At 67.9% G+C, this 14,287-nt stretch carries 18 protein-coding genes; 11 read left to right on the forward strand and 7 right to left on the reverse strand.

The genetic code is table 11. The annotated features are described in order from the left end of the window. Positions 1-16: 16 nt before the first annotated feature. The 4 genes from ACIPQB_RS22480 to rpsF all read right to left on the reverse strand — a co-directional run bounded on the left by ACIPQB_RS22480 (position 17) and on the right by rpsF (position 3,875). A complete protein-coding gene (locus ACIPQB_RS22480) occupies positions 17-2,434 on the reverse strand; it encodes a TonB-dependent receptor plug domain-containing protein (protein WP_446487475.1) in 2,418 nt (805 codons plus the stop codon). Positions 2,435-2,608: 174 nt separating this feature from the next. After that, positions 2,609-3,193 carry a 50S ribosomal protein L9 gene (rplI, locus tag ACIPQB_RS22485; RefSeq protein ID WP_446487476.1) on the reverse strand — a complete coding sequence of 195 codons (585 nt, stop codon included), beginning with the start codon at positions 3,191-3,193 and terminating at the stop codon, positions 2,609-2,611. Between the two features lie 13 nt (positions 3,194-3,206). Next, positions 3,207-3,479, reverse strand: a complete 273-nt coding sequence (gene rpsR / locus ACIPQB_RS22490; protein ID WP_446487477.1) for a 30S ribosomal protein S18 — start codon at positions 3,477-3,479, stop codon at positions 3,207-3,209. Between the two features lie 15 nt (positions 3,480-3,494). Further along, positions 3,495-3,875 (reverse strand): 30S ribosomal protein S6, encoded by a 381-nt coding sequence (rpsF, locus tag ACIPQB_RS22495; protein WP_012286543.1) that lies wholly within the window; start codon positions 3,873-3,875, stop codon positions 3,495-3,497. Between the two features lie 231 nt (positions 3,876-4,106). Here rpsF and ACIPQB_RS22500 point away from each other — a divergent pair, with 231 nt between their 5' ends. Both ACIPQB_RS22500 and ACIPQB_RS22505 read left to right on the forward strand, forming a co-directional pair. Beyond that, positions 4,107-4,646 (forward strand): DUF2059 domain-containing protein, encoded by a 540-nt coding sequence (locus ACIPQB_RS22500; protein WP_446487478.1) that lies wholly within the window; start codon positions 4,107-4,109, stop codon positions 4,644-4,646. 56 nt (positions 4,647-4,702) lie between these two features. Further along, complete coding sequence (locus ACIPQB_RS22505; RefSeq protein WP_446487479.1) at positions 4,703-5,359, forward strand: hypothetical protein; 657 nt, start codon at positions 4,703-4,705, stop codon at positions 5,357-5,359. Between the two features lie 37 nt (positions 5,360-5,396). Here the strand turns inward: ACIPQB_RS22505 and ACIPQB_RS22510 are convergent, their stop codons facing one another. Beyond that, complete coding sequence (locus ACIPQB_RS22510) at positions 5,397-5,942, reverse strand: peroxiredoxin (RefSeq protein ID WP_446487480.1); 546 nt, start codon at positions 5,940-5,942, stop codon at positions 5,397-5,399. Positions 5,943-6,061: 119 nt separating this feature from the next. Between ACIPQB_RS22510 and ACIPQB_RS22515 the strand changes: the two genes are divergently transcribed. The 9 genes from ACIPQB_RS22515 to gmk all read left to right on the forward strand — a co-directional run bounded on the left by ACIPQB_RS22515 (position 6,062) and on the right by gmk (position 13,487). Then, positions 6,062-6,541, forward strand: a complete 480-nt coding sequence (locus ACIPQB_RS22515) for a group II truncated hemoglobin (protein WP_446487481.1) — start codon at positions 6,062-6,064, stop codon at positions 6,539-6,541. A 69-nt stretch (positions 6,542-6,610) separates the two neighbouring features. Further along, positions 6,611-7,087, forward strand: coding sequence for a hypothetical protein (locus ACIPQB_RS22520; RefSeq protein ID WP_446487482.1), 477 nt, complete (start codon positions 6,611-6,613; stop codon positions 7,085-7,087). A 66-nt stretch (positions 7,088-7,153) separates the two neighbouring features. Continuing rightward, entirely contained in the window at positions 7,154-8,098 is a 945-nt protein-coding gene (gene fabD / locus ACIPQB_RS22525) for an ACP S-malonyltransferase (RefSeq protein ID WP_446487483.1), read from the forward strand. 142 nt (positions 8,099-8,240) lie between these two features. Then, positions 8,241-8,981 carry a 3-oxoacyl-[acyl-carrier-protein] reductase gene (gene fabG / locus ACIPQB_RS22530; protein ID WP_446487484.1) on the forward strand — a complete coding sequence of 247 codons (741 nt, stop codon included), beginning with the start codon at positions 8,241-8,243 and terminating at the stop codon, positions 8,979-8,981. A 190-nt stretch (positions 8,982-9,171) separates the two neighbouring features. Further along, the gene (locus ACIPQB_RS22535; RefSeq protein ID WP_007672577.1) at positions 9,172-9,411 is read left to right on the forward strand and encodes an acyl carrier protein; all 240 of its coding nucleotides are present in this window, start codon (positions 9,172-9,174) and stop codon (positions 9,409-9,411) included. A gap of 174 nt (positions 9,412-9,585) precedes the next feature. Beyond that, positions 9,586-10,866, forward strand: coding sequence for a beta-ketoacyl-ACP synthase II (fabF, locus tag ACIPQB_RS22540; RefSeq protein ID WP_446487485.1), 1,281 nt, complete (start codon positions 9,586-9,588; stop codon positions 10,864-10,866). Next, positions 10,863-11,963, forward strand: coding sequence for an endolytic transglycosylase MltG (gene mltG, locus ACIPQB_RS22545; RefSeq protein WP_446487486.1), 1,101 nt, complete (start codon positions 10,863-10,865; stop codon positions 11,961-11,963). The genes fabF and mltG overlap by 4 nt, the downstream gene beginning before the upstream one ends. Before the next feature lie 2 nt (positions 11,964-11,965). Then, a complete protein-coding gene (locus tag ACIPQB_RS22550) occupies positions 11,966-12,847 on the forward strand; it encodes a YicC/YloC family endoribonuclease (protein ID WP_446487487.1) in 882 nt (293 codons plus the stop codon). Beyond that, the gene (gene gmk, locus ACIPQB_RS22555) at positions 12,837-13,487 is read left to right on the forward strand and encodes a guanylate kinase (protein WP_446487488.1); all 651 of its coding nucleotides are present in this window, start codon (positions 12,837-12,839) and stop codon (positions 13,485-13,487) included. Before ACIPQB_RS22550 ends, gmk begins: the two co-directional genes overlap by 11 nt. A 106-nt stretch (positions 13,488-13,593) precedes the next feature. On the opposite strand, the gene ACIPQB_RS22560 is transcribed toward gmk, so the two are convergent. After that, entirely contained in the window at positions 13,594-14,106 is a 513-nt protein-coding gene (locus ACIPQB_RS22560; RefSeq protein WP_446487489.1) for a hypothetical protein, read from the reverse strand. Next, a partial coding sequence (locus tag ACIPQB_RS22565) for a transposase (protein WP_446483963.1) occupies positions 14,064-14,287 on the reverse strand: 224 nt, incomplete at its 5' end. The genes ACIPQB_RS22565 and ACIPQB_RS22560, both read right to left, overlap by 43 nt.

Consider the following 14,287-nt stretch of genomic DNA (forward strand, 5'->3'; position numbering starts at 1 on the left):
CCCGTTGCAGGCGAGCCTACCAGCTGTAGCTCAGGCGGCTGTAGAGGAAGCGGCCGTTGAAGCCGAACGGCGAGAAGCTGGAGAAGGCGATCGGGCCGTTGGTGTTGACGGGCGCCGGCGTCCGATTGGGATATTCGTCGAACAGGTTGTTGGCGCCCACGGCCAGGGTCGCCCCATGCCAAGTGTAGCGGGCCTCCAGATCGAAGACCTCCTTATTGCCCGTCCGGTAGTCGAGGGCGGGGTTGGTCTGCGGGGCCAGGACGGAGTCGTAGTACGAGGCCTTCAGGGTCGCGCCCCAGGCGCCGTTGTTCCAGTCGGTGGAGAACACCGCCTTCTTCTTGGGTGTGCCTTCCTCGTAGGTCAGCACATTGACGCGGGCGAACAGCGACGGCGGCACCGGCAGGGACGACAGGGCGCTGGTGGTCGGGACGCGGGTGACCTCGGTCTCGTTGTAGTTGCCCGCCAGGGTGAAGTCGAAGCGGCCGGCCTCTTCGGCGTCGAGGCGATAGCGGGCGATCACGTCGACGCCCTTGGTGGTGGTGCTGACGCCGTTGATGAAGAACCGGGCCGCCGAGACGCCGAACGGCTGCAGCAGGGCGTAGATGGCTCGGGCGGTGGCGTCGCCGGTCGGGCTGCCCTGGATGTTCTCCGACAGCACGATGCGGTCGTCGATCTTGATCTGGTAGGCGTCGACTGTCAGCTCGAACGGACCCTTGTGATAGACCAAGCCCGCTGAATAGTTGTCGGACTTCTCGGCCTGCAGCTGGGTTCCGCCCAGCACCCTGGCCGTGGGGCTGGTGGCCGGGAAGGTGCCGACCTCGACCGGAATCCCGTTGATGAAGTTGGTCGAGGTGGCGGTGAAGAACTGCTGCTGCAGGGACGGGGCGCGGAAGCCCGTCGAGGCCGCGCCGCGCAGGGCCAGGCTGTCGGTGAAGTCATAGCGCGCGGCGATCTTGCCGGTCGTGGTCGAGCCGAAGTCGGAATAGTCCTCGTAGCGGGCGGCCAGGTCGACCTCGAACTTCTCGGTGATCTGGTTGTCGAGGTCGACATAGAGGCTGCCGGAGTGGCGATGCTTGTCGACCTCGTTGGTGGGCCGGAAGCCGGGGAAGCCCTGGGCGCCGGCCGCCAGGCCGTTGCCGCCGTTGCCCCAGGAATAGGGATCGCCGGCCCCGATCTGGTAGGTCTCGTTGCGGTACTCGCCGCCGAAGGCCAGGGTCGAGGGCTTGGCGAAGCTGAACAGCTCCAGCGGCTTGGTGACGTCGAGCGAGGCGACGAACTGGCCGTATTCCATGGTCCCGGCGTCGAAGCGGGTAGGGGAGGACGCGCCATAGGAGGCGTTGATCGAGTCGATCACCCCGTAATGGACCTTGTTGTCGCCATAGGTCAGGGCGGCGTCGACCGTGAAGCCGCCGACCTCGCCCTTGGTCCCGAAGGCGAAGTTGTAGTCGTCGATGTCGGTGGTGATCTTGGGCAGGAAGCCTTGGGGATAGACCGAGGGAATGTTGGCGGCGTTGTCGGCCAGGCGCGGATTGGCGGCGCTGTTGCTCTTGCGGTTCTGGTAGCCGGCCCAGCCGTACAGGCTCCAGGTCTCGTTGATCGGCAGGCCGGCGTTGGCGTAGATCGTCTTGCTGTCGACCTGCGGGTCGCCATAGCGCGAGGTCACGTGGCGGGTGGCGGCCGGGCGCGGGTCGATGTCGCCGCGGTTGGTCGGGTTGCGGTAGCTGTACTCGCCGCTGACCGTCAGGAAGCCGTCGTTGGGCAGGGCGAAGCCTTGCCAGGCCGAGACGGTGTAGCTGACGCCGTCGTGGGCCTTGCGGCCGTCGGTGTCGCGGGCGGTCTTCACCGTGGTGTCGTAGAGGCCGTAGTTGAGGCTGGCGCCGCCGCCTTCGCGGGCGTTGCGCAGGCGCAGGTTGATGACCCCGGCGATGGCGTCCGAACCGTACTGGGCGGCCGCGCCCTCGCGCAGCACCTCGACCCGGTCCAGGGCGACGATCGGCAGGGTGTTGAGGTCGAAGGCCGCCGAGCCGCGGCCGATCGAGCCGTTGACATTGACCAGGGCCGAGGCGTGGCCGCGGCGGCCGTTGATCAGCACCAGGGTCTGGTCGGGGGCCAGGCCGCGCAGCGTGGCGGGGCGCACCGAATCGGTGCCGTCGGTGATGGCCGGGCGCGGGAAGTCGATCGACGGCGCCAGGTTCGACAGGGCCTGGCCCAGCTCGGGCGTGGATTGCTGGCTCAGGGCCTTGCTGTTGATGACGTCGACCGGGGCGATGGTGTCCAGCCGGGTGCGGCCGGCCGTGCGGGTGCCGGTGACGACAAGTTCCTCGACCTGGGTGTTGTCGGCGGCGGGGGGGGCCTCCTGCGCCTGGGCCAGGCTGGAGGCGACGACGAGCGCGCCGGCCGAGGCGGCGGCCAGGAGGCTGTAACGACTGCGCATGTGGCTTTGATTCCCTCTATTCGCGAGTGCGTTGCTCGCCCCGCGTGTTTTTATCGCCGCCAGAAAGCGCCCGTACGCACCTTTCGTAAATGCAGTTTTTGCGGTTGCGCTCAAAGAAAAACGGCGCGGATTGCTCCGCGCCGTTTCCTGAGATTCCGTAGACGCCGAAGCGAATCAGGCCTCGTAGTGGTCGCCTTCGAACGAACCGGCGCCGCCTTCGGCCATGTCCTGGGCGGCTTCGGCGTCGGCGGCGCGGTCTTCCTCGAACTGGGCGGCGATGACGTTTTCGCCGCGCGCTTGGCGATCGGCTTCGTCCTGGCTGCGCGCGATGTTGAGGGTGACCGTGACGGTCACTTCAGCGTGCAGCCGCACCTTCACTTCGTGGACGCCGAGCGTCTTGATCGGCTTGTCGAGGACGACCATCGAGCGATCGACCTTGCCGCCTTCGGCCTTGATGGCGTCGGCGACGTCGCGGCCCGCGACCGAACCGTACAGCTGGCCGCTTTCGCCGGCTTGACGGATCATCACGTACTGCTTGCCGTCGAGGCCTTCACCGGCCTTGCCGGCGGCTTCGCGGTTCTTGACGTTGCGGGCTTCGATCTCAGCGCGCTGAACTTCGAAGCTCTTGAGGTTGGCCGAGTTGGCGCGCAGGGCCTTGTGGCGGGGCAGCAGGAAGTTACGGGCGAAGCCGTCCTTCACCGTGACCACGTCGCCAAGGACGCCGGTGCCTTCGACGCGTTCGAGCAGAATGACTTTCATCGTGGTGTCTCCCTTACTTCACGACGTAGGGGAGCAGAGCCAGGAAGCGGGCGCGCTTGATGGCCTTGGCCAGTTCGCGTTGCTTCTTGGCCGACACCGCGGTGATGCGCGAGGGCACGATCTTGCCGCGTTCGGAAACGTAGCGTTGCAGGAGCTTGACGTCCTTGTAGTCGATCTTCGGGGCGTTGGCGCCGGAGAACGGGCACACCTTGCGGCGGCGGAAGAACGGACGGCGGGCGCCGCCGCCGGCGGGGGCGCCGGCTTCGGGAGCGGTGGTGTCGGTCATGATCTCTCTTCTCCCTTACGCGGCCGGCGCGAAGTCGTCGCGCGGGCGCTCGGAGCGCTCGCCACGTTCGCGGTCGCGACGGGCCAGAACCGGCGACAGTTCCAGGTCCAGCTCTTCGACGCGGATGGTCATGAAGCGCAGCACGTCTTCATTGATCAGCAGCTGACGTTCCATCTCCTTCACGGCCGCGGCCGGGGCGTCGATGGCGAGCAGGGAGTAGTGGCCCTTGCGGTTCTTCTTGATGCGGTAGGTGAGGTTGCGCAGGCCCCAGTATTCGATCTTGGCGATGTGACCGCCATTTTCTTCCAGGAGAGCCTTGAGCTGCTCATTCAGAGCTTCGGCCTGTTGCGGCGAGATGTCCTGCCGCGCGATGACCACGTGTTCGTAGAACGCCATGTTTTCCTTCTTCCGGCTTGGAAGGCGGCGCGGGCGACGGCGGAAGTCCGTCGACCACGATGGATCCTGCATGCCGAGCGGGAAATCCCGACCCAAAGGGCTGCGTGCAAGACCGCCATCCGTGAGAGGGCGCGCTAATAGCCGAAAGGACGCGGGAAGGCAAGGAAACCCTGGGCTTGCACCTTATGGTAGTTTTTGGCTGACTGCGCTCAAGCCTTGGGGGATTCCATCATGAAACGTTTTGTCGCCGTTGCTTTCACCGCCCTGTGCCTGGTCGCCGGCGCGGCCCAGGCCGCTGAGCCGACTGCCCCGGCCGCCGCCGAGGCCGCGCCGAGCCCGAAGGCCGTGGCCCTGACCCGACGCTATCTGGCGGCCATGCACATGAAGGAAAGCTTCAGGCCGATGATGGACAGCATGATGTCGGGGATGCTCGCCCAGCAGGCCAAGTCCTATCCAGGCCTGACGCCGGAACAGGGCGCGGCGGTCAGCGCCGCCGTCAAGGAGGCCTTCGACGAGAGCCTGAACGCCGGTCTGCTCGACAAGATGATGGAAGCCATGGTCCCGAGCATGGCGCGGGTGTTCTCCGAAGACGAATTGCAGGCGCTGGTGGATTTCTACGAGAGCCCAAAGGGCCAGGCCGTCATCGCCAAGATGCCGGAATTCGGCCGGGTGGCCGGCCTGGAGATGGGCAAGTTCGTGCCCGAAATGCAGGCGGACCTGCAAAAGCGCGTGCAGCAGAAGCTGAGCGCCTTGCACGACAAGGAAAAGTGAGCGGCCGCGCGCCGCACTTAGCTTGCCGTTAGAGTCGTTTGTGCTAGGAAGGCGGCATGGCTGGGAACGGTATCATACGCCTTGTCGCCGCAGGGGCGCTGGCGCTCGGCGCGGCTTGCCCCGCGCTGGCCGGCGACATCGTGCGCAAGCCCGACCTGTCGGTCTGGGGCAATGACGGCCGTTTCCAGGGCTATTCGGCGGCCCTTCCGCTGGATCTGTCCACCGACGCCGAGAACGCCACCTTCGTGGCCAAGGTGGCCGGGGGGCTCGATCGGCCCAGCTATGATTTCAACCTGAACCTGGCGGCCAAGACCGAGCAGGGACCCAGCCCGCGGTCGCTGGCCCTGGGCGCGTCGTGGAACGAGCGTGAGGCGGGCGTGCGCTCGTCGGTGTCGCGGCTGTTCGGCTTCGGCTTCATGCCTCGCACCAACTATGTCAGCGTCTCGGTCGACATGAACGCCGTGGCGCCGGTCGATGTGACCAAGCGCGGCGCGCCGGTCACCCGCGCCAACCTGCGCTCGGCCCTGACCCTGGACGGTCGCCAGATCGGCTCGATCGCCGTCGGCGGCGGCACGATGGGCGAGGAGGGCGTCGACCTCAGCCTGACCCGGCCCTTCGACATCCCCGCCGAGTTCACCGTCAGCCTGCGGGCCGCCGACGACCGGGTGCAGGACGGCCGACTGATGGTCAAGCTGGTCAAGGCCAACTGGTAAGGCCGAGCCCCGACCGAAGTCGGGGCTCTCAAGCGGCCTATTTCACGCCCTTATAGGCCTTGACCGCGTCCATGGTCTTGCTGACGTGGCCGGCGAAGTTGCCGTCGGTATAGGCCATCAGGATCTTGCCGTTCGGGGCGATCACGTAGGAGGTGCGGTTCGACCATTCGGCCTTCTGGGGCAGGACCACGTCATAGGTCTTGACCAGGTCGGCGTTGGCGGCCGCCACCGCGAACTTGTCGCGGCAGTGCTCCTTGGAGAAGTCCTTGATGCGGTCGACATTGCCGGCGGTGACGCCGATCACCGTCGCGCCGAGCTTTTCGAAGGCCGGCGTGGCTTCGGCGAACTCATGGGCCTCGGCCGTGCAGCCCGAGGTGTAGGCGGCCGGGAAGAAGTACAGCACCACCGGCCCCTTCTTCAGCGCCTTGGACAGGGCGAAGTCGAAGTCCTTGCCGGCCAGGGCGGCCGGGGCGGTGAAGTCGGGCGCGGTGTCGCCGACCTTCAGGGCGGCCAGGGCGGGGGAGGCGGCCAGGACGCCGCAGAGGGCGAGACCGGCGGCGAAACCGGCGAAAAGGCGAGACATGCGAGGGCTCCAGCGGAAGGACGGCGCGCGGCCGCTCCGGCTTTGAATAACCCCATTCCGCCATCTTCCAAATGGCGTCGCGCGTCGCTAACTGCGGATGGACACGAGGGAGGCATGTGATGGCGCTCGGCGAGACGGAAGTTCCCACCCTGGCGGCCTGGGCGGGCGGGCCCGAGCGGTTCCGGGCCCTGTTCGAGGCCTTCTACGCCAGGGTCCCCGAAGACCCGATCCTGGCGCCGGTGTTCGCCGGCATGAATCCCCGGCACGCCGAGCACGTGGCCGCCTTCGTCACCGAGGTGTTCGGCGGGCCCAAGGCCTATAGCGAGGCCGGCGGTGGCCACGCCGGGATGATCGGCCATCACCTGGGCCGGCATCTGACCGAGGCCCAGCGCCGGGCCTGGGTGGCTCTGATGCTCGACACCGCCGACGCTGTGGGCCTGCCCGCCGATCCGGAGTTCCGCGCCGCCTTCGTCGGCTATCTGGAATGGGGCACGCGGCTGGCGGTGATCAACTCGGCGCCCGGCGTCGAAGCCCCGACCGACGAGCCGCCGATGCCGGCCTGGGGCTGGGGACCGCCCGGCGGGCCTTGGCAGGGCTAGGCGCGGCGCGCATTGTCGGTTCCGTTCGCGCCGTGGTAGCATCCTGAGCGACGATGCGGAGAGCGCCTGATGCGTGGCCCGGTCCTTGGACTTGCGATCCTGATGGCGTCGAGCGCCGGGGTGAGCCATGCGGGGTCCGCCGCCGGCGCCGCGCCGGCCTTCCGGCCGGTCCGGGTCGCGCCCGCCTATAGTCCGCGCCCCATTCCGCCACGGCCGATCATGGCGCGCATGGTCGCGCCGCGGGTCGCCGTCCCACCGCAGGTCAAGCCGCACTGCCCGCCGCCCTTGACGGTCAGCATGCCAAAGCCGTCGAACCACAGGGCGCGAACCCTGCGGCTGATCCAGCAGAACATCGCCATGCAGGCGGCTCTGCGGACGGTCAGGGAGCCCCGGCCCTGCGACCCGTCCTGGAGCGCCGAGAAGCAGCGACGCAAGCGATGCGCGCCGGCCATGCCCGCGACCTCGGCGCCGATGCTCGAACCCGCCGCGCCCTTGCCGCAAACGACGCTGGCGGCTGTTCAGGAGATCCCGGGCGGTCAAAACTGATCCTTGCCCGTGGCGCGGTGATCCCATAACCCTCCGCCCCTTGGATTTGCAGCGACGGAGCGGGCCATGAGCATCGCCTTCATCTTCCCGGGCCAGGGCAGCCAGACGGTCGGCATGGGCGCCGAGCTGGCCCAGGCCTTCGCCACGGCCCGCGAGGTCTTCCAGGAGATCGATGACGCCCTGGGCCAGAAGCTGTTCAAGCTGATGGCCGAGGGCCCCGAGGGCGACCTGACCCTGACCGAGAACGCCCAGCCGGCCCTGATGGCCGTCAGCCTGGCGGTGACCCGCGTGCTGGAGAAGGAGTTCGGCGTCGGCGTCGACAAGGCCGCCTTCGTCGCCGGCCACAGCCTGGGCGAATATTCGGCCCTGGCCGCCGCCGGCGCGATCACCCTGGCCGACACCGCCCGCCTGCTGAAGCTGCGCGGCCTGGCCATGCAGAGGGCCGTGGCGGTGGGCGAGGGGGCCATGGCCTCGCTGATCGGTCCCAGGACCGATCTGGCCCTGGCCGAGGCCGCCGCCGTCGCCGGCTCGGAAGTCGGCGTCTGCGTCGTGGCCAATGACAACAACCACGGCAATGTGGTGATCTCCGGGACCAAGGCCGCCGTCGACAAGGCCATCGAAAAGGCCAAGGAGCTGGGCGCGCGGGCCATTCCGCTGAACGTCTCGGCCCCGTTCCACTGCCCGCTGATGCAGGCGGCCGCCGACGAGATGGAAGAGGCCCTGGCCCGCACCACCATCATCGCCCCGCGCACGCCGCTGGTGGCCAATGTCACCGCCGCGCCGGTGCACGACCCCGACGTCATCCGCCGACTGCTGGTCGAGCAGATCACCGGCCGCGTGCGCTGGCGCGAGAGCATGACCTGGCTGGCCGGCGAGGGCGGCGTCACCCGCTTCGTCGAGGCCGGGGCCGGCAAGGTGCTGTCGGGGATGGCCAAGCGGATCGCGCCGGACTCAGAGGCCGTTCCCCTGAACAGCCCGGCCGACCTCGAAGCCTTCGCCAAGTCGCTCTAGCGTCAAACACCGTGGCGTCGTCCTCGTCCTTCGACAAGCTCAGGATGAGGACGATGGACGCGGCGGTTCATCTGAAACCCTCATCCTGAGCCTGTCGAAGGACGAGGGGTTCACTCACCATCCTCCGAACGGAGAACCCATAATGTTCGATCTCACCGGCAAGACCGCCCTCGTCACCGGCGCCACGGGCGGCATCGGCGGCGCCATCGCCCGGGCCCTGCACGCCCAGGGCGCCCATGTCGTGCTCTCGGGCACCCGCGAATCGGCCCTGGCCGAACTGAAGGCCGAACTGGGCGAGCGCGTCTCGGCCGTGGCCGCCAACCTCTCGGACGCCCAGGCCGTCGACGGCCTGGTGGCCAGGGCCGAGGAAGCCGCCGGCGCGCCGCTCGACATCGTCGTCGCCAACGCCGGCGTCACCCGCGACGGCCTGATCGTCCGGATGAAGGACGAGGACTGGGACACCGTGATCAAGGTGAACCTGGAAAGCTATTTCCGCCTGGCCCGGGCCGCCGCCAAGGGGATGATGAAGCGCCGCGCCGGCCGCATCATCGGCATCACCTCCGTGGTCGGGGTCACCGGCAATTCCGGCCAGACCAACTACGCCGCCTCCAAGGCCGGAATGATCGGGTTTTCCAAGGCCTTGGCCCAGGAGCTGGCCAGCCGCAACGTCACCGTCAACTGCGTGGCGCCGGGCTTCATCGCCAGCCCGATGACCGACGCCCTCAACGAACAGCAGAAGGCCGGCATCCTGTCGACCATCCCGGCTGGCCGCTTGGGCGAGGGGAGCGATATCGCCGCAGCGTGCGTTTACCTGGCCAGTGACCAGGGCGGCTACGTCACCGGTCAGACCTTGCACGTCAACGGCGGCATGGCCATGATCTGACGAGGCCCTGTTTTTCCAGGGTTCGCCGCCTTTCCGGCTGGAAAGGCGGAACCCCTGATTTCTAAAGAGTACAGCCGCTAGTCACCCGAAAAGGAACGTGATAGGCGGTGGCCCGACAATTCTCGTGGGGGGCGCAGGTTCGCCAGACCGTCCACGGAAACTGCAAGATTCAAAACGAGGGACTAACAGAATGTCCGACATTCTCGAGCGCGTGCGTAAGATCGTCATCGAGCACCTGGATGCCGACCCGGAAAAGGTCACCGAGAAGGCCAGCTTCATCGACGACCTGGGCGCCGACAGCCTCGACAACGTCGAGCTGGTGATGGCGTTCGAAGAGGAATTCGACATCGAAATTCCGGACGACGCCGCCGAACACATCCAGACCGTTGGCGACGCCGTGAAGTTCATCACGGAAAAGACCGGCGCCTAAGGCGTCGGGGTTCGCAAGGATTCGCGAACAGGACTATCAACCGCCGCGTCGCACGGGCTCTTGCCATCGTGCGCGCGGCGGTTTTCGTATGTGGCCGAGATTCGCGGCCCCGGGGGGCGTGTCGATGTCGTCGGGCTCCCCATATGTCCGCGATACGAAGGTTGGGAGTGATCCATGCGTAGAGTCGTCGTCACCGGACTTGGCCTCCTGACCCCGCTGGGCCAGGGCGTCGACGTGACCTGGAAGAACATCCTGGCCGGCAAGTCCGGCGCCAACAGGATCTCGGCCTTTGATCCGACCGACTATGCCTGCCAGGTGGCGTGCGAAGTGCCGCGCGTCGACGGCCGCGGCGGCGGCGGTCCCGAGGTCGAGGGCGCGTTCAATCCCGACCTGACCATGAGCCCGCGCGACCAGAAGCGGGTCGACGACTTCATCCTCTACGGCATCGCCGCCGCCGACGAGGCGGTGAAGGATTCCGGCTGGGTCCCGCAGACCGAGGAAGACCGCTACCGCACCGGGGTGATCCTCGGCTCGGGCATCGGCGGCCTGTCGACCATCGCCGACACCGCCCTGGAGCTGGAGGCCAAGGGCCCGCGCCGGGTCAGCCCGTTCTTCATCTCCTCGGCCCTGATCAACCTGATCTCGGGCCAGGTTTCGATCCGCTACGGCTTCAAGGGCCCCAACCACGCGGTGGTCACCGCCTGCGCCACCGGGGCCCACGCGATCGGCGACGCCTGCCGGCTGATCAAGTACGGCGACGCCGACGTGATGGTGGCCGGCGGGGCCGAGGCGGCCGTCTGCAAGGTCGGCATCGCCGGCTTCATCGCCTGCCGCGCGGTGTCCACCGACTTCAACGCCACGCCCGAAAAGGCCTCGCGCCCCTATGACAAGGACCGCGACGGCTTCGTGATGGGCGAGGGCGCCGGCGCCCTGGTGCTGGAGGAGTACGAGCACGCCAAGGCGCGCGGGGCCAAGATCTATGCCGAGGTGATCGGCTATGGCCTGTCCGGCGACGCCTATCACATCACCGCGCCGTCCGAGGACGGCGACGGCGGCTTCCGGGCCCTGTCGGCGGCGGTGAAGGACGCGGGCCTGCGCCCCGACCAGATCGACTATGTCAACGCCCACGGCACCTCGACCATGGCCGACGGCATCGAGGCCAAGGCCGTCGAGCGCTTCCTGGGCGACCACGCCAAGAACGTGGTGATGTCGTCGACCAAGTCGATGACCGGCCACCTGCTAGGCGCGGCCGGGGCGATCGAGGCGGTGTTCTCGATCCTGGCCATCCGCGACCAGGTCGCGCCGCCGACCATCAATCTCGACAATCCTGACGTCGAGGTCGCCATGAACCTGGCCCCCAACAAGGCCGTGCCGATGAAGATCGACGTGGCGGTGTCCAACAGCTTCGGATTCGGCGGCACCAACGCCTCCGTCGTCTTCCGTCGCGCCCCGTGAGCCGCGGGCCCACGCCGAAACGCAAGGCGCCGGCGGGCCGCAAGGCTCCGAGAAAGACGGCGGCCCGCCGGCGCGAGACCGCGCCGATCGGCCGGCGGCTGCTGGCCATGGGCTCAGGGGGGCTGACCGTCCTGGGTCTGGTCGCCCTGGCGGTCGTGCTGGGGGCGGTGTGGCTGTACCAGGGGCCAGGCCCGGCGGCGCGGTCGGGCGAGGTCACCACCGTCGTCCTGCGGCGCGGAGCCAGCCTGCCCGAGATCGCCTCCAGCCTGGAGCAGGCCGGGGCGATCCGCTCGTCCTCGATCTTCGTCACCGCCGCCCAGGTCACCGGCGCGGCCCGCCGGCTGAAGGCCGGCGAATATGAATTCCCGTCCCGCGCCTCGCTGCGCCAGGTGCTGGCCAAGATCCGCGACGGCAAGATCGTTCGCCACCAGGTCACCATCGCCGAGGGCCTGACCTCGGACATGGTGGTCGACATCCTGATGCGCTCGCCGGTCCTGACCGGGACCGTGCCGACCCCGCCGGAAGGCTCGGTCCTGCCCGAGACCTACCAGGTGCAGCGCGGCGAGGACCGGGCGGCGGTGCTGCAGCGGATGATGGACGACCGCGACACCCTGCTCGACGCCCTGTGGGCCAAGCGCCAGCCGGGCCTGCCGTTCCAGACCAAGGACCAGGCCGTGACCCTGGCCTCGATCGTCGAGAAGGAGACGGGCCTCGCCAGCGAGCGCCCGCGCGTGGCGGCGGTGTTCATCAACCGCCTGCGGGCCGGCATGCGGCTGGGCAGCGATCCGACCATCATCTACGGCCTGACCCGCGGCCGGCCGCTGGGCCGGGGCATCCTGCTGTCGGAGCTGCAGCGCCCGACGCCCTACAACACCTATCTGATCGACGGCCTGCCGCCGACCCCGATCGCCAATCCCGGCCGCGCCTCGCTGATCGCCGTGCTCAATCCGCCCAAGACCAGCGAACTCTATTTCGTCGCCGACGGCGGCGGCGGCCACGTCTTCGCCTCGACCTATGAGGAACACGAGCGCAATGTCGCCAAGTGGCGGCAGGTCGAGCGCGCGAAGGCGGCCCGGACCGCCTCGGCGGGAGGCTGAGCATGGCGCTATCGGGCATGACCGGCTTCGCCCGGGTCGAGGGCGCGCACGGGGCCTGGTCGTGGGCGGTGGAGGCGCGCAGCGTCAACGGCCGCAACCTGGAGACCCGCTTCCGCGGCCCGCCCGGCTTCGAGAGCCTGGACCGGGCCGCCCGCGACGGCGCCCAGGCCCGTTTCCAGCGCGGCCAGCTGACCGTCAACCTGCAGGCCAAGCGGCTGGAGGCGACCGGGGCGACCCAGGTCAATGTCGAGGTGCTGGAGCGCTATCTGAAGGCCGGCGCGCCCTATGTCGCCACCGGCATGGTCGCCAAGCCCAGCCTCGACGGGCTGCTGGCCCTGCGCGGCGTCATCGACGCCCGCGAGGAGGAGGACGAGGCCGAGATCCGGGCCGAGGTCGAGGCCGCCATGGCCGCCTCGATCGCCCAGGCCCTGGACGGGCTGAAGGCCGCACGGCTGGAGGAGGGCGGAGCCTTGGCCCCGATCCTGGCCGGCGCCGTCGACCGCATCGAGACCCTGACCATGCTGGCCGCCCGCGAGGCCGCCGCCCAGCCGGCCGTGCTCAAGGAGCGCTACGCCCGCCGCCTGACCGACCTGATCGGCGAGGCGGCCTCGGAGGAGCGCATCGTCCAGGAGGCCGCCGCCCTGGCGGTCAAGGCCGACGTGCGCGAGGAGCTCGACCGCCTGGCCAGCCACGTGACCGCCGCCCGAGCCCTGCTGGGCGGCGAGGCCGCCGCCGGCCGCCGCCTGGACTTCCTGTCTCAGGAGTTCATGCGCGAGGCCAACACCCTTTGCAGCAAGTCGGCGCTGACCGCGCTGACCACCCACGGTCTCGACCTGAAGGCGACGATCGAGCAGTTCCGCGAACAGGTCCAGAATGTCGAATAAGCCTACCGCCCATGGTCCCACCCGCGGTCTGCTGCTGATGGTCGTGGCCCCGTCGGGCGTCGGCAAGACCTCGCTGACCCGCCGCCTGGTCGCCGACCACAACGACCTGCACCTGTCGATCAGCGCCACCACCCGCGCTCCGCGTCCCGGCGAGCACGAGGGCCGCGACTATCACTTCGTCACCCGTCCGGCCTTCGATGACATGGTGGCCCAGGACGCCTTCCTCGAATGGGCCGAGGTCTACGGCAACTGCTACGGCAGCCCGCGCGCGCCGATCATGGAGGCCCTGGCCCGCGGCGAGAGCGTGCTGTTCGACATCGACTTCCAGGGCGCGATGAAGGTCCACGCCCAGGTGCCCGAGGACTCGGTGCTGATCTATGTGCTGCCGCCGTCCCTGGCCGAGATGAGCCGCCGCCTGCACGCCCGCAGCCAGGACAGCGAAGAGGTCATCGCCCAGCGCCTGGCGCGGGCCAAGGACGAGGTCGCCGCCTGGGAGACCTTCGACTACGTGATCCTCAACGACGACTTCGACCGCGCCTATTCCGACCTCGCCCACATCTACCACGCCGAACGCCAGAGGCGCTCGCGCAACCCGTGGATCGGCGGGCTGGTGGCGGACCTGCTGAAGGAAGAGATTTAGGGGCGAAGGGCTGCTGTCGCCTTTTGGCGATCATTGACAAGGTCGACTTGCAGCCAATCAATGGAACGCGGCCGCACGCAGTCTTCAATTCGGAGCGCATGGACGATCAGAAAAGTGGCCAGACCTTCCGTGACAGTAAAGTATTGTCGTCTTGCGTGTAGGTGATGAAGAACTCATAGTGCCCAAATAGGCTGTCTATGCCTCTTCCATATGCCGCTTCTCGGACGAGTTTGGTAAAAATGTGGGACAGCCATCGCACTACAGATAGCGTATAAAATCTTCCGTATTTTTGGGCCCATTTGGTTTGTCCCGTACGTTCTGACGCCGTGGAGATGTCGGACATCATGTTTCCAGTCTCATCGGTGAATAGAACTACGCTGAGCTCGCCCATCATAGCATCGACGATTGCCGCTCGCGCCTTCACTCCCATTTCCGCCTTCTTGTTGCGGTAGTGCTTATCCAGAATTGGCTCGACAACCTCAGACCACCACTTGTTTACGGGTTCATCTTCGACGTGGAAGTTTGGATTGCCGATTGCTTCAAAGTTGGCGTAGCGCCCCCTAGAGCATTCGTCGCTTAAGTTGACACATATCCGGCATGCCGAAAATAGTTGGCGCATTCGTCGGGGGTGAAGGCGTCCAGGACCAGCCCGATGCGGTCCCACAGATTGTCCCGGGTTCGTTCGGCGGCCTTGCGCAGCAGGGTCTTGAGCTTGGAAAACGCCATCTCGATGGGGTTGAGATCGGGCGAGTAGGGCGGCAGGAAGACCAACTGGGCGCCCCTGGCCTCGATGGCCAGCC

It is taken from the genome of Caulobacter sp. LARHSG274, from assembly GCF_052871235.1.

Coding starts and splice junctions, on each gene's coding strand:
- gmk (WP_446487488.1), top strand. CDS start 12,837: ATGTCGAATAAGCCTACCGCCCATGGTCCCACCCGCGGTCTGCTGCTG.
- ACIPQB_RS22505 (WP_446487479.1), top strand. CDS start 4,703: ATGGCTGGGAACGGTATCATACGCCTTGTCGCCGCAGGGGCGCTGGCG.
- ACIPQB_RS22510 (WP_446487480.1), bottom strand. CDS start 5,942: ATGTCTCGCCTTTTCGCCGGTTTCGCCGCCGGTCTCGCCCTCTGCGGC.
- ACIPQB_RS22520 (WP_446487482.1), top strand. CDS start 6,611: ATGCGTGGCCCGGTCCTTGGACTTGCGATCCTGATGGCGTCGAGCGCC.
- ACIPQB_RS22500 (WP_446487478.1), top strand. CDS start 4,107: ATGAAACGTTTTGTCGCCGTTGCTTTCACCGCCCTGTGCCTGGTCGCC.
- fabF (WP_446487485.1), top strand. CDS start 9,586: ATGCGTAGAGTCGTCGTCACCGGACTTGGCCTCCTGACCCCGCTGGGC.
- ACIPQB_RS22515 (WP_446487481.1), top strand. CDS start 6,062: ATGGCGCTCGGCGAGACGGAAGTTCCCACCCTGGCGGCCTGGGCGGGC.
- fabD (WP_446487483.1), top strand. CDS start 7,154: ATGAGCATCGCCTTCATCTTCCCGGGCCAGGGCAGCCAGACGGTCGGC.
- ACIPQB_RS22535 (WP_007672577.1), top strand. CDS start 9,172: ATGTCCGACATTCTCGAGCGCGTGCGTAAGATCGTCATCGAGCACCTG.
- rplI (WP_446487476.1), bottom strand. CDS start 3,193: ATGAAAGTCATTCTGCTCGAACGCGTCGAAGGCACCGGCGTCCTTGGC.
- rpsF (WP_012286543.1), bottom strand. CDS start 3,875: ATGGCGTTCTACGAACACGTGGTCATCGCGCGGCAGGACATCTCGCCG.
- fabG (WP_446487484.1), top strand. CDS start 8,241: ATGTTCGATCTCACCGGCAAGACCGCCCTCGTCACCGGCGCCACGGGC.
- rpsR (WP_446487477.1), bottom strand. CDS start 3,479: ATGACCGACACCACCGCTCCCGAAGCCGGCGCCCCCGCCGGCGGCGGC.
- ACIPQB_RS22480 (WP_446487475.1), bottom strand. CDS start 2,434: ATGCGCAGTCGTTACAGCCTCCTGGCCGCCGCCTCGGCCGGCGCGCTC.
- ACIPQB_RS22550 (WP_446487487.1), top strand. CDS start 11,966: ATGGCGCTATCGGGCATGACCGGCTTCGCCCGGGTCGAGGGCGCGCAC.
- ACIPQB_RS22560 (WP_446487489.1), bottom strand. CDS start 14,106: ATGCGCCAACTATTTTCGGCATGCCGGATATGTGTCAACTTAAGCGAC.